Annotated in this window: 14 protein-coding genes; 7 read left to right on the forward strand and 7 right to left on the reverse strand. The window is 71.8% G+C overall.

What is annotated here, in order from left to right:
* Nucleotides 1–308: 308 nt before the first annotated feature.
* A complete protein-coding gene (locus tag ACWDR4_RS48550) occupies nucleotides 309–1,010 on the reverse strand; it encodes a LuxR C-terminal-related transcriptional regulator (protein ID WP_450418437.1) in 702 nt (233 codons plus the stop codon).
* Between the two features lie 198 nt (nucleotides 1,011–1,208).
* Between ACWDR4_RS48550 and ACWDR4_RS48555 the strand changes: the two genes are divergently transcribed.
* Nucleotides 1,209–1,838, forward strand: coding sequence for a PadR family transcriptional regulator (locus tag ACWDR4_RS48555; protein ID WP_450418439.1), 630 nt, complete (start codon nucleotides 1,209–1,211; stop codon nucleotides 1,836–1,838).
* Nucleotides 1,839–1,982: 144 nt separating this feature from the next.
* Here the strand turns inward: ACWDR4_RS48555 and ACWDR4_RS48560 are convergent, their stop codons facing one another.
* A complete protein-coding gene (locus ACWDR4_RS48560) occupies nucleotides 1,983–2,411 on the reverse strand; it encodes a type II toxin-antitoxin system Rv0910 family toxin (protein WP_450418441.1) in 429 nt (142 codons plus the stop codon).
* A gap of 106 nt (nucleotides 2,412–2,517) precedes the next feature.
* Nucleotides 2,518–2,706 (reverse strand): hypothetical protein, encoded by a 189-nt coding sequence (locus ACWDR4_RS48565; protein WP_450418460.1) that lies wholly within the window; start codon nucleotides 2,704–2,706, stop codon nucleotides 2,518–2,520.
* Nucleotides 2,707–2,914: 208 nt separating this feature from the next.
* Between ACWDR4_RS48565 and ACWDR4_RS48570 the strand changes: the two genes are divergently transcribed.
* The 3 genes from ACWDR4_RS48570 to ACWDR4_RS48580 all read left to right on the forward strand — a co-directional run bounded on the left by ACWDR4_RS48570 (nucleotide 2,915) and on the right by ACWDR4_RS48580 (nucleotide 5,846).
* Entirely contained in the window at nucleotides 2,915–3,529 is a 615-nt protein-coding gene (locus ACWDR4_RS48570; RefSeq protein ID WP_450418443.1) for a Clp protease N-terminal domain-containing protein, read from the forward strand.
* A 114-nt stretch (nucleotides 3,530–3,643) separates the two neighbouring features.
* The gene (locus tag ACWDR4_RS48575) at nucleotides 3,644–4,645 is read left to right on the forward strand and encodes an EamA family transporter (RefSeq protein WP_450418445.1); all 1,002 of its coding nucleotides are present in this window, start codon (nucleotides 3,644–3,646) and stop codon (nucleotides 4,643–4,645) included.
* Nucleotides 4,646–4,868: 223 nt separating this feature from the next.
* On the forward strand, nucleotides 4,869–5,846 hold the full coding sequence (locus ACWDR4_RS48580) for a DMT family transporter (protein WP_450418447.1): 978 nt from the start codon (nucleotides 4,869–4,871) through the stop codon (nucleotides 5,844–5,846).
* Nucleotide 5,847: 1 nt separating this feature from the next.
* Here the strand turns inward: ACWDR4_RS48580 and ACWDR4_RS48585 are convergent, their stop codons facing one another.
* Nucleotides 5,848–6,738, reverse strand: coding sequence for an oxidoreductase (locus tag ACWDR4_RS48585; protein WP_450418449.1), 891 nt, complete (start codon nucleotides 6,736–6,738; stop codon nucleotides 5,848–5,850).
* Nucleotides 6,739–6,933: 195 nt separating this feature from the next.
* Between ACWDR4_RS48585 and ACWDR4_RS48590 the strand changes: the two genes are divergently transcribed.
* Nucleotides 6,934–7,857, forward strand: a complete 924-nt coding sequence (locus ACWDR4_RS48590; RefSeq protein WP_450418451.1) for a helix-turn-helix domain-containing protein — start codon at nucleotides 6,934–6,936, stop codon at nucleotides 7,855–7,857.
* A gap of 6 nt (nucleotides 7,858–7,863) precedes the next feature.
* Here the strand turns inward: ACWDR4_RS48590 and ACWDR4_RS48595 are convergent, their stop codons facing one another.
* Both ACWDR4_RS48595 and ACWDR4_RS48600 read right to left on the reverse strand, forming a co-directional pair.
* A complete protein-coding gene (locus ACWDR4_RS48595) occupies nucleotides 7,864–8,496 on the reverse strand; it encodes an FMN-binding negative transcriptional regulator (protein ID WP_450418453.1) in 633 nt (210 codons plus the stop codon).
* A gap of 5 nt (nucleotides 8,497–8,501) precedes the next feature.
* Complete coding sequence (locus tag ACWDR4_RS48600) at nucleotides 8,502–9,233, reverse strand: pyridoxamine 5'-phosphate oxidase family protein (RefSeq protein ID WP_450418454.1); 732 nt, start codon at nucleotides 9,231–9,233, stop codon at nucleotides 8,502–8,504.
* A 46-nt stretch (nucleotides 9,234–9,279) separates the two neighbouring features.
* Between ACWDR4_RS48600 and ACWDR4_RS48605 the strand changes: the two genes are divergently transcribed.
* Nucleotides 9,280–10,614 (forward strand): aminotransferase class I/II-fold pyridoxal phosphate-dependent enzyme, encoded by a 1,335-nt coding sequence (locus ACWDR4_RS48605; protein WP_450418456.1) that lies wholly within the window; start codon nucleotides 9,280–9,282, stop codon nucleotides 10,612–10,614.
* Nucleotides 10,615–10,934: 320 nt separating this feature from the next.
* Here the strand turns inward: ACWDR4_RS48605 and ACWDR4_RS48610 are convergent, their stop codons facing one another.
* Nucleotides 10,935–11,912 (reverse strand): DMT family transporter, encoded by a 978-nt coding sequence (locus ACWDR4_RS48610; protein WP_450418457.1) that lies wholly within the window; start codon nucleotides 11,910–11,912, stop codon nucleotides 10,935–10,937.
* A 73-nt stretch (nucleotides 11,913–11,985) separates the two neighbouring features.
* Between ACWDR4_RS48610 and ACWDR4_RS48615 the strand changes: the two genes are divergently transcribed.
* Nucleotides 11,986–12,888: a LysR family transcriptional regulator gene (locus ACWDR4_RS48615; RefSeq protein WP_450418458.1), complete on the forward strand. Its 903-nt coding sequence runs from the start codon at nucleotides 11,986–11,988 to the stop codon at nucleotides 12,886–12,888.
* The last annotated feature ends 97 nt before the right edge of the window (nucleotides 12,889–12,985 follow it).

Genomic DNA, 12,985 nt, shown 5'->3' on the forward strand with positions numbered 1-12,985 from the left:
CGCACTGGACGGCGGGCACGGCACGGGACGCGGAGGGCTTCGACAAGAGCGGACTGACCCGGCGTACCCGGGTCCACGCGGCCATCGGGCGCCGGGGCCTGAACGGCCTCGTCCTCAAACGCCGGACGGGCTGAGTGGTGCCGGCCGGTGCTGAAGTGCGGCGGGGTGGGTGGGGGAAAGCACGCGCTGGACGCGCTCGTCCTCAAGCGCCGGACGGGCTGGAGGGGGCCCGCGTCCTCGAACGCCGAGCGGGCTGGATGGTGCCGGGCGGGCTGGATGTGTGGGCTTCGCGGGTCGTGGGCGTGGGGTCAGGCTGCTGTTGGCCTTACCAGGCCGGACTCGTATGCGAAGACCACCGCCTGGACGCGTGCGCGTGCGCCGATCTTGGCGAGGATGCGGCTGACGTGGGACTTGACCGTGGTCGGTGAGATGGACAGGCGGGTGGCGATCTCGGTGTTGGAGCAGCCGGCGGCGACCGCGGTGAGGACGTCGCGTTCGCGCCGGGTGAGTGCGTCGAGTTCGGTCTCCCGGTGGAGTGAGCCGGTGGTGTGCTCGTGGCGGACCGTGTCGATGAGGGCACGGGTGAGGCTGGGGGTCGTGACGGCGTCTCCCGCGGCCACGATGCGGACGGCCGCGGCCAGTTCCTCGGGGGTGGCGTCCTGGGGGAGGAACCCGCCTGCCCCGGCGCGCAGGGCCGCGTAGGCGTGCCGCTCGTGGCTGGTGGGGGTCAGGACCAGCACTCGGGGGCGGTGGGTGGCGGCTCTGGCGGACTCGGTGACCGGGAACAGGGTGGGGGGCCGGGTGATGCGGCTGATGACGTCGACCCCGTCCGTGTCGACCACCAGGGTGTCCATCAGGACGACGTCGGGGCCTAGCGCGGCACTCATGTGTACCGCTTCGGCGCCGTTCCTCGCTTCGCCGACGACGGTCAGGTCGGGCTCGGCGGCCAGGAGCATGCGCAGGCCGAGACGCTGCAGGGACTGACGGTGGACGACGAGTACGGAGGCCATGGCGGGCACTCTCCTTGTACGAAACTGTTTCGTTCACTTTCGGTGTGTGCGTCAGCCTAGCTCTCTTCGCTATCGAAACGGCGTCGTTTCGAGTGTGGTCTGGGTCACTTCTGTTGGGGGTTGTCGCTCCCGCTATTCCGATATATCGTTGACGCATCGCGACAGATCAACGACAAGACAACGAATGGAGTGGTTGCGATGCGTTCCCACGGAGAAGAATTCGGTCCGGGCTTCGGCTCCGGACGCGCACACGGTCATGGTGGTCCCGGGCGGCGAGCCGCCTTCGGTCCCTTCGGGCCCGGTTTCGGTGGTCCCGGCGGCCCCGGTGGTCCTGGCTTCGGCCCGGGTCCCTGGGGTGGGCGCGGCGGCCGGGGCGGACCGCGGGGCAGGGCGCGGCGCGGTGACGTCCGCGCGTCGATCCTGGCCCTGCTGAAGGACCGGCCCATGCACGGTTACGAGATGATCCAGGAGATCGCCGAGCGCAGCGGAGGGGCGTGGAAGCCCAGCCCCGGCTCGGTCTACCCCACCCTTCAGCTGCTGGAGGACGAGGGCCTGATCGTCAGCGAGACCGAGGGCGGCAAGAGGCTGTTCTCGCTCACCGAGGCCGGCCGTACGGCGGCCGGCGAGGGTCCCGACGCGCCCTGGGAAGAGGCCGGGCGCGGCGTCGACTGGGAGGCGCTGAGCGACATCCGTCAGGCCGGCTTCGGTCTGATGGAGGCCTTCGGCCAGGTCTGGAAGACGGGTAGCAAGGAGCAGCGCGAGAAGGCGCTCACGGTCATCAACGAGGCCCGCAAGAAGCTGTATCTGATCCTCGCCGACGAGGACTGATGGGCCGCCCTCGGAGACATGTCCGCCGTCGGCGGTGTGTCCCCCTGGTGCGTCAAGGCGCCCTGCGGAAGTGTCCGCGGGGCGCCTTTGTGCTGTCGCGCGGCCTGGCGTACGGCATGTGTCGTACTGCGCTCACGGGCGGGCTCAGGCCACCAGGCCCGCCAGTTTGCGCAGGGACTCGTTCAGGGCGGCCGTGCCCGAGTCCTTCAGCTTGCCGGCCATCAGGGAGACCGCCGCTCCGGTGAACTCGCCGTCGATCCGGACCGTCGTGGCGTCGCCGTCGGGTGTGAGGGTGTAGCGCGTGGCGACGGTCACGGCCATCGGGCCCTTGCCTCGGATGGACAGGGTGCGGGCGGGCTCCAGCTCCTCGATGGTCCACTCGACCTCGGCCGGAAAGCCCATCAGCTTCATGTTCTCCTCGAAGGTGCCGCCGACCTCCAGTGCGGAGGGGCCGCCCTTCGGGAAGCTCGTGTGGGTCGCGTTCCACTCTCCGTACGCCGGCCAGTCCGTCAGCTGCGCCCAGACCTTCTCCGCCGGTGCCTGGATGCGTGCCTCCGCGCTTATTTCGGCCATGCGACCACCTCTGTGTCTCGGGCTGCGGTGTCGCGGAACGTAGCCGTAAGGGCTGGAACATTCAATACTGACGAGGCGTCAGGTTCGCGTCCGGGGGAGGGCGGGCTCAGCTGACCCGTCGTATCACCGCCGCGTCGAACAGGTCCCACGCGCGCGGGAAGGGGCCTTCGTCGTGACAGTGCCATGCTTCCCAGAACAGGTCGGCCAGCAGTGCGTCCTCCGGGGCGTAGACCCGGTAGACGTACTGTCTGCCGTCCGTGGCCGGCAGTGCCACCAGCCAGCACCTGCTCTCCATGTTGGAGTGGGACGTGCGAGGGGGTGCCCCGGTTGCGCCCGGGGCGCGTGGCAAGGGCATGTGCGCCCCTTGCGTCGGCTTCGGGCCGGAGCGGCGTGATGTCCTCCGTAAGGAGGAGATTCCGCCACCGATGCCCACCTTCTGTGGGACGCGGAAATGGTGCGTCACGGGGATGACCGGATCGGCAGGGACTGATGGGGTAGGGGATGTGCAACCCCGTATTCCCCGGCAGTCGACCACTGAGCACGGTGCGAACCGCGTGGACAGCGATGCCAGGCTCACCGCAGAGCTGGCAGCGGTGGTGGCCGGTGCGCGCAGACGGGCGCTGCGGGACGGGGACCGGCAGATCGACACGGCCCATCTGCTGCACACCCTCCTGGAGTCCGACCCCGAGGTCCGCGCGGTGTTCGAGGGCTTCGAGGGTGACAGTCCGCAGATCGCGCGGCTGCTCGGCTATCTCGTGCAGCGCAGCATCGGGTACGGGCTGCGCTGGCAGGGTTCGGTCGAGGACTCCGGGGCTCTGCCTGTGCTCCCCGGGGCGGTGGGTACGGCGAGTGCGGCGGCGGGTACGGCCGTCGGCTGGTCGCCGGTCGCGGCGGGGGCGTTGGAGGAGGCGTGCGAGCGGGCCGGGCGGCGCGGTGACGCACGCGCGCGTGGCGTCGATCTGCTCGCGGCGATCGTCCGGGATCCGGAGTCCCGGGCCGTCGAGGTGCTCGGGCGGGGCGGAGTCGACGCGGGGGAGCTGCTGGCGCGGCTGCGACAGGCCGAACCCATGGCGGCGGGGTGGGAGGAGTACGTCCAGGGTGTCGACGGTGGCTCCTGAGGTGTGGGACCGCTCGACGGACGCCGTGGGTCAGTCGCGGGCCGGTCGTTAGCCCGTCCAGCTCGTGAGACAGGTGTCATCGGGGGTGACGGTCATGTCGTCGCCTGTCATCATGTGCCGGTGCGTACGTCAGGGAGCGGTGAGGTCGGTCGGGGCAGGGGTGTCGGGCTCGGGCTCGCGCTGGTGTCGGCGGTCGTGTTCGGCGGGTCCGGGGTCGCGGCCAAGCCGTTGATCGAGGCGGGACTCGATCCCCTGCACGTCGTGTGGCTGCGCGTGACCGGCGCCGCTCTCGTGATGCTGCCCCTGGCCGTGCGGCACCGCGCGCTGGTGCGCAGTCGGCCCGCGCTGCTCGTCGGGTTCGGACTGCTCGCCGTGGCCGGTGTCCAGGCCTTCTACTTCGCCTCGATCTCCCGCATCCCCGTAGGGGTCGCCCTGCTCGTCGAGTACCTCGCACCCGCGCTCGTGCTCGGCTGGGTGCGGTTCGTGCAGCGGCGGCCCGTGACCCGTGCCGCCGCCCTCGGTGTCGTCCTCGCGGTCGGCGGGCTCGCCTGTGTCGTCGAGGTGTGGTCCGGGCTGAGCTTCGACGCCATGGGGCTGCTGCTCGCGCTCGCCGCAGCCTGCTGTCAGGTCGGCTACTTCGTCCTGTCCGACCAGGGCAGCGACGCGGGCGACGAGGCGCCGGACCCGCTCGGCGTCATCGCGTACGGCCTCCTGGTCGGCGCCCTCGTGCTGACCGCCGTGGCGCGTCCGTGGGGCATGGACTGGTCCGTGCTCGCGGGCACCGCGGACATGGACGGCACGCCGGTCGCGGCCTGGCTGCTGCTGGGCTGGATCGTGCTCGTCGCCACGGTCGTCGCGTACGTCACGGGCGTGCTCTCGGTACGGCGGCTCTCGCCGCAGGTCGCCGGTGTCGTGGCGTGCCTGGAGGCGGTCGTCGCGACCGTGCTGGCCTGGGTGCTGCTGGGCGAGCATCTGTCGGCGCCGCAGATCGTCGGGGGCGCGGTGGTGCTCGTGGGCGCGTTCATCGCGCAGTCGTCGGCGCCCGCAAAGGGGTCGGCCGAGCCGGTCGCCCGCGGGCCCGAAAAGGATGTGGCAGTCCGTCGTACCGCCGCATAGGGTCGCGATCATGCACGCGCGCGCACTCGTCCTTCCGCCTCCGGCCGCCTGAGGCGGGCTCTCCGGAGAACATGTCCGACGTATCGACGTCGGACCGAACGGCGCTGCCCGCAGACGAAGTCCGAGGAACCCCGTCGCGCCCTGAGGGCCCGGGTCCTTTCGTCAACTTCCGCGCGGTCGCCGCCCTTTCGGCCGGTCTCCGCGCGGCTGCGGAGAGACTCTCGTGTCGAATGCTGTTTCCGGCCTGCCCATCGGGCGAGGCCTGCTCTTCCTGATCGTCGCCGGTGCCGCCTGGGGCACCGCGGGCGCCGCCGCCTCCCTCGTCTACCGGGTGAGCGACATGGGCCCCGTCGCCCTCTCCTTCTGGCGCTGCGCGGGCGGCTTCGGGCTGCTGCTCCTCGTCCGGTCCCTGTGCCGTCGTACGGGTACGGCCGTCAGGCCCGGGCCGTGGCGCCGCAAGGCTCTGCGCGCCGGGGCCATCGGGCTCTCGCTCGCCGTGTTCCAGACCGCCTACTTCGTGTCCGTCCAGGCCACCGGCCTCGCGGTCGCCACCGTCGTCACGCTGGGCGCCGGGCCCGTCCTCATCGCGCTGGGCGCCCGGCTGACCATGGGCGAGCGGCTGGGCGGGGGCGGGACCGTCGCCGTGGCCGGGGCGCTCACCGGGCTCGCGGTGCTGGTGCTGGGCAGCGGCGGCGCCGAGGTACGGCCCTCGGGTGTCGCCTGGGCCGGGCTGTCGGCGGCCGGGTACGCCCTGATGACCCTTCTCACCCGGTGGTGGGGGCGGGACGGCGCGACGGACGCGTTCGGTACGTCCGTCAGGGCCTTCGGCGTCACCACGCTCTGCCTGCTGCCGTTCGCGCTCGCCGAGGGGCTCCTGCCGCACATCGGTGACAGCAGTGACGGTCTGCGGCTTGTCGGGCTGCTGGTGTACGTCGCTGCCGTGCCGACCGCCCTCGCGTACGGGTTGTACTTCGCGGGGGCGGCCGTCGTCCGTTCGGCGACCGTTTCCGTGATCATGCTGCTGGAACCGGTGAGCGCGGCGGTCCTCGCCGTCACCCTGCTCGGCGAGCGGCTGACGGCGGCGACCGTCGTGGGCACCCTGCTGATGCTGGGCGCGGTGGCGGGGCTCGCGGTGGCGGAGACGCGCGGGGCCGGCGCCGGTGTGCGTGAGAGTGCGGAGCCCGGCGGGGCGTTCGGCTGACTCAGGCGTCCTGTGCGAGGCCCTTCGCGTCGCCGATCGTGTCCAGTTCCGCGATGGCGTCCGCCGGCAGCGTCAGGTCCGCCGCGGCGATGTTCTCGCGCAGGTGGGCGCGTGAGGAGGTGCCCGGGATGAGGACGACGCTCGGCGAGCGCTGGAGCAGCCAGGCCAGGGCGACCTGCTGCGGCGAGGCGCCGAGGCGGGCGGCGACATCGGTGAGGGTCCGCGACTGCAGCGGGGTGAAACCGCCGAGCGGGAAGAACGGGGCGAAGGCGATGTTCTCCGCCGCGCACCGCTCGACCAGCGCGTCGTCCTCGCGGTTGGCCAGGTTGTAGAGGTTCTGCACGGTGACGACCGGGGCGATGGCCTGCGCCTCGGTCAGCTGGTCGGCGCTGACCGCACTGACCCCGAGATGCCGGATCAGGCCCTCCTTCCGCAGCTCGGCCAGGACCCCGAACTGCTCGCTGAGCGGCTGCTCACCGGCCATGTCGTCCGCGCCCACCCGCAGGTTCACCACGTCGAGCACGTCCACGCCGAGGTTCCGGAGGTTGTCGTGGACGGCCGACCTGAGGCTCTCGGGGTCCAGCGCGGGCAGCCAGCTGGCGTCGCTGCCGCGGCGGGCGCCCACCTTGGTGACGATGCGGAGATCGGCGGGGTAGGGGGACAGGGCCTTCCTGATGAGTTCGTTGACGACCGTGGGTCCGTAGAAGTCGCTGGTGTCGATGTGGGTGATGCCCCGGTCGACGGCCTCGCGCAGCACCGCCACGGCCTCCTCGGGGTCCTTGGGCGGCCCGAACACGTGGGGCCCCGCCAGCTGCATGGCGCCGTACCCCATACGGGTCAGGGTCAGACCCTCGGCCGGAGTGAGGGTTCCGCCGGAGACGGTGTCGCCCATGGTGATGCCTTTCGTCGCGTACCGCTGAAATCGTCGTCGGACGTCGTGAGGCGCCGTGAGTCGTCGTCAGCCGTTGTCAGTCGTCGTTGTCCAGGTCGACTCTGCCGCGATCCGTACGTGGGTGGCAGTACCCCGCTGTTCCTGGGGGCGACAGGGACACCCACATCCCGAGCCGCCCGAACTACGGTGGTGGGTATGGACTCCAACAACGTGCTCGGTGAGTTTCTGCGGGCCCGCCGGGAGCTGGTCCGGCCCGAGGACGTCGGGCTCAGGGGCGGCGGTCTGCGGCGGGTGCCCGGGCTGCGCCGGGAGGAGGTCGCGACGCTCGCCGGCATCAGCTCCGACTACTACCTGCGGCTTGAACAGGGACGGGACCGCAATCCGTCCGTCCAGGTGCTCGAAGCGCTGGCCCGGGTGCTGAGCCTGGACGCCGACGCGACCCGCCACCTGGTCGGCCTGACGGGAACCGGGCGGCGGCCCGGACCGCGCAGCAGACGGGCGGCGAAGCCGGCCCAGGTGCCGGCGAGCATCCGGCAGCTCATCGACGGCTGGCCCACCAACCCCGCCTATGTGCAGGACCGGTACACCGACGTGCTCGCGGCGAACGCGCTGGGCCGTGCGCTGTCCTCGAACTACGTCCCCGGCGTGAACCTGCTGCGGACCGTGTTCCTCGACCCCGCCGCGCGCGAACTGCACCGCGACTGGGAGGATCTGACCGCCGGGATCGTCGCGAGCGTGCGCGCGAGAGCAGGCGCCGACGTCGACGATCCGCGCCTGGTCGAACTGGTCGGGGAGCTGTCCATACGCAGCGAACGCTTCCGGGTGCTCTGGGGGCGCCACGACGTCGTCCCCATGCGCTCACGCGTCAGCAAGCTGTCCCACCCCCAGGTCGGCGACCTCGACCTGTACTGCGACAAGCTCGACATCGGCACCTCGGACGGCCTCCTCCTCGTCGTCTTCCACGCCGAGCCCGGCAGCCGGGACGCGGAACTGCTGGGGCTGCTGGGGAGCCTCAACGCCCCGGAGTTCACCGGGTACGTGAAGGCCGACGAGCAGGGGCAGCCGCAGCGGCACAGCGATGCACCGGGCGTCGACGAGCCCAGCGACGACGGGAGTTGAGGTCCGCTAGAGTCCCCGCCTGCGCCGCTGAACCGCCAGCGCAGCCGCGTCCCGTGGTCCGCCGCGCGCCGCCAGTCCGGCCGCGATACGGTCCTGGACCTCCGCCGGCTTCTTCTCGGCGAACTTGAACTTCGCCCGTACGTCCGTCACTTCGAGCCTGATGCCACGGATACCGGAGAGCATCCTCCCGTACGGCTCCTCGCCCGCCGCCACCCGTGCCGAGCCGCCCTCCGGCTGGAAGTGGCCCATCTGGCTGTTGAGCAGGGTGGCCTTCTCCGTCGGGTCGTCCACGACATGGGCGGTGCAGCGGAGTTGGACGGCCGCGTAGAAGCTCGTCGGGGTGCCGTGCTCGGACGGGCCGTCCGGTGCGGCCTGCCACGGCCCGGGGATGAACGTGTAGTCGTCGACCACGCTGAGCAGGACGACCGGGTTCGCCTCCAGCGCGGGCCAGAGCGGGTTGGGGCGGGCCAGATGGGTCACCGCCTCGGCGCGCTCGGGGTCGTAGGCGAAGTGCAGCGGCTGGGCGTAAGGCGCCTCGCCCGGCAGGCCGTTGACCGCGAGCTGGCCGAAGTCGTGGACGGACAGCCACTGTTGCCACTCCGCGTCCTCGCGCGGCGCGTCCCAGGGATGGATCAGCATCGGGATCAGAGAGCCTTGAGATAGTCGGGGAGTTGGGTGCCGGGCGCCAACTCGGCGTCCGCGAGCGGGGTTTCGTACCCCTTGCGCAGCGGGACCACGCCGGCCCAGTGGGGGAGGGCGAGGTCCTCGGGCTCGTCGTTCACCCCGCCCGTGCGCACCTTCGCGGAGACCTCGCCGAGGTCGATGCGGATCACAGCGGTGGCGGCCAGTTCCTTGGCGTTGGCGGGCCGGGAATCGGCCGAGCGACCGGCCACGACGTTGTCGACCAGGACGTCCAGGGCCAGGCGCTTCTCGTCCGGGTCCGTCACCTGGTGGGCGAGGCCGTGGACGACCACCGAGCGGTAGTTGATCGAGTGGTGGAAGGCGGACCGGGCCAGGATCAGCGCGTCCACGTGCGTGACCGTCAGACAGACCGGCAGGCCGGGATCGGCCTTGCCCGTCATCCGCAGCGGGCGCGAGCCCGTCGACCCGTGCACGTAGAGGCGCTCGCCGAGCCGTCCGTACAGCGTCGGCAGCACGACCGGCGCGCCGTCCCGGACGAAGCCGAGGTGGCACACATACCCCTCGTCGAGGATCGCGTGCACCGACTCCTTGTCGTACGAGGCCCGGTTCGCGGAGCGGGTGGGGACCGTGCGGTCGGTCGGGGCGTAGGTGTCGTCGGCTGCGCTCTGGGGTGTGCCCTGTGTTGAGTTCTGTACTGGATTCTGTGCCGTGTCCTGTGCGGTGGTCCCCGACATCGCGGTCTCCTTGCGATCTTTATTGCACTAGTGCATAATCTCTGTTGTGCTAGGAGAATATCCGATCGTAGGCCGGGGCGCAGCAGAGATTTCCGCGAGCGTCGAACGCGCGGTGGGTGCCGGGGAGTTGGAACCCGGTCAACTGCTGCCGCCCATGCGGGAGTTGGCGGAACGGCTCGGGGTGAATCCCAATACCGTCGCCGCCGCCTATCGCACGCTGCGTGAACGCGGGGTCATCGAGACCCATGGGCGGCGCGGCAGCAGGGTGCGCTCCAAGCCGGCCACCACCGGGCGCGAGTACATCCGGGTGGAGGTGCCGTCCGGTGTACGGGACGTGGCGCACGGCAACCCCGATCCGGCGCTGCTGCCCTCACTGGCGGCGGCGTTCGCGGCGGCCGGCGAGCAGGGCGACCGGGTGCCGGTGCTCTACGGGGACGCCACCGTGGAACCGGAGCTGGCCTGGATCGCCCGCGCGGACCTCGACGCCGACGGTGTGCCGGACGGGCCCCTCGCCGTCACCTCCGGTGCGCTGGACAGCATCGAGCGCGTCCTAGCCGTACACCTCAAGCCCGGTGACACCGTCGCCGTCGAGGACCCCGGGTGGGGTGGGCTGCTGGACCTCGTACCGGCGCTCGGGCTGCGGATGGTCCCGGTGGGTGTCGACGACGAGGGGCCGCTCGCCGAGGACGTACGGCGGGCGCTGGCGGCCGGGGCCCGGGCGCTGATCGTCACGGACCGGGCGCAGAACCCGACCGGGGCCGTGGTGAGCGCCACGCGCGCGCGTGCCCTGCGTTCCGTGCTCCGCGAGCACCCGGAGACCCTGCTCGTCGAGGACGACCACGGCTACCGGATTGTCGACCAGCCCCTCCACCCGCTGGCCGGGGTCACCCGGCACTGGGCGTTCGTCCGCTCGGTCGCCAAGGCGTACGGCCCTGATCTGCGCCTCGCCGTCCTCACCGGGGACCCCGTCACCGTCGACCGGGTCCTGGGGCGCCAGCGGCTCGGGCCGGGATGGGTCAGTCGGCTGCTCCAACGGGCCGTCGTGCGGCTGTGGGCCGACGACGCGCTGGACGCGCGCGCGGTGGCCTTGGCGTACGGGCGGCGCCGGGACGCGCTGATCGACGCGCTCGCGCGGCGCGGGGTCGCGGCCCATGGGCGCAGCGGACTGAACGTGTGGATCCCGGTCCCGGACGAGACCGGCGCGGTCGCCCGGCTGCTGCACGCCGGCTGGGCCGTCGCCCCCGGCGCCCGCTTCCGGATGAACGCGCCGTCCGGGATCCGGGTGACTGTCGCGACGCTCACGGGGGCGGAGACGGGGGTTTTGGCGGATGCGATTGCCTCGGCGGTGGGGTCGGTGGGGGGTGGGCGGTCCTACGTCTAGGGCCTCTCCTGTCGTTCGCGGTGCGGGAGGGCTGCGGTGGGGGAGGGGCGGGGTGCTCTGGTGGGGTGCGAGTGGGCGGGGCGGGGCGTGGTGCGTCTGGCTGCACGGCGGAGACGGCGCCGGGATCGGCCGGTGCGCGGCGGGGGCCCCGGCCAGGCGGAGTTGAGAGCGGAGGAGTCGGTAGCCAGGGTTGCACCGCTGGGGGCCTCCTCCGGGGAGAGGATGCCTGCCGTGGGGCGGCTGATGTGGAGGGCGCCCGACGTCCTCGACACGGTCCGACGCAGACCCCAGGGGCTGCCGGCGAGCCGCTCAGGAGCCGGTCAGCGTCCAGGTCGCGCCCGGCGGCCCGTGCCGGCCTGGGTGAGGGCCGCCCCGGCCAGTACCACCACCGCTCCCACCGGTGTCGACCAGGTCAGGGTCTCGCCGAGCAGGGTGACGCCCGCGACCGTGGCGATGACCGGGATGAGGTACGTGACCATCTGGGCGGTCGTCGGACCCGTCTCGGCGACCAGGCCGTACTGCAGCAGCATCGCGAAGCCCGTGCCCAGTGCGCCGAGGGCGACGATCGCGAGCAGCGGCCCGAGGGGGAGGCCGTCGGGTATGGAGGTGAACAGCGGGGTCACCAGGGCCAGTTGGAGCGTGGCCAGCAGCAACTGGGCGCCGCTGAGCGACAGATGGGAGTGGCTCGAACCCGCCAGTGTGCGGCGGACGTAGATCCAGCCGATCGGGTAGCTGAGCGAGGCCAGCAGAGCCAGCGCCGTGCCCTTCGCGTCCAGGCCGTGGAAGCCCTGCCACGCGCCGAGAACGGTCAGTACGCCTATGAAGCCCAGGCCGAGACCCGCCACCCGCACCCGTGTCGGACGGTCCTCGGAGAGTGCGACCAGGGACAGGGCCATGCCCCACAGCGGAGAGGTCGCGTTGCAGATGCCGGCGAGGGTGGACGGGATAGTCAGCTCCGCGTACGCGAACAGGGAGAACGGCAGTGCGTTCAGGAGGAACGCGGCCACCGCCAGGTGTCCCCACGTGCGTGTGCCCCGGGGGAGCCGCTCCCGCTTCACGGTCAGCGCCGCCGCCAGGACCGCCGTACCGAACAGCAGTCGCCCGAAGGTGACCTGGAACGGCGCGAATCCCTGTGTGCCGACCTTGATCAGCAGGAAGCTGAAGCCCCAGATCAGGGAGAGCACGCCGAAGCGGATGCGCCAGTCGAGCGCGCGGTGGTGGGGGGCTGGCGAAGGTGCGGGTGCGGGTGTGGATGGGGGTGCTGGTGTCGTGGGGTTTGCGGTGGCGGGGCGGCTCATGCTTCTACGGTCCCCGAACTGACCTCGTAGCACAAGCGATTGTTTGTTCGGCTCATCTCGTAGAATCGCTTACATGTTGAATCTGGAGCGCCTGCGCACCCTCGACGCCCTCGCCCGGCACGGCTCGGTCAGCGGGGCGGCCGAGGGGCTGCATGTGACGACGTCGGCCGTCTCGCAGCAGATGTCCAAGCTGGAGCGGGAGGTGGGGCAGCAGCTCCTCGCCAAGAACGGGCGGGGTGTGCGGCTCACCGACGCTGGACGGCTGCTCGCCGACCATGCCGCGCGCATCCTGTCCCAGGTCGAGCTGGCCCAGTCCGACCTGGAGGCACAACGCGGGCAGGTGGTGGGTGAGTTGCGGTTGTCGGCGTTCCCTACCGCCGCGCGCGGGCTGTTCCCGGCGGTGCTCGCGGCTCTGCGCGCGGAGCACCCCGGGCTGCGGTTGCGGTCGTGCGAGCTGGAACCGGAGGCGGGGGTCGCCGGGGTGGTACGCGGGGATCTCGACCTTGCGGTCGTGCTCGACTGGTACAACAAGCCGATGCCGTTGCCCGAGGGGCTGGTGAAGGCGGCGATCCTGGACGATCCGGCGGACGTGGCGATGCCGGTCGGTCATCCGCTCGCCGGTCGGAGCGAGGTGGACCTTGGGGAGTTCGCCGAGGACGAGTGGATCACCTGGGGTGAGGGGGAGTTCTGCCATGAGTGGCTGATGTTCACGCTGCGGTCGAAGGGGGTCGAGCCGTGTGTCGGGCATCGTGCGGCGGAGACGCATACGCAGTTGGCGTTGGTCGCGGCGGGGCTTGGTGTGTGTATCGCTCCGGTGCTCGGGCGCCATCCCGTGCCTGACGGGGTTGTCACTGTGCCGTTGCGGCAGCGGGTACGGCGGCATGTGTACGTGGTGTGGCGGGCGGATGCTGATCGGCGGCCGTCGATTCGGGCGGCGGTGGATGCGTTGCGGGTGGCGGGGCGGGGGGTTGGGTAGGGTTTCGCCCCCGCCGCCCTTACCCGTCCCATCCCTGGGGGGGGGGGGCCCCCCCCCCCCCCCCGGGGGGGGGGGGGGCCGCGCGAAGACACCCCGC

Source organism: Streptomyces sp. NPDC000878 (genome assembly GCF_053599695.1).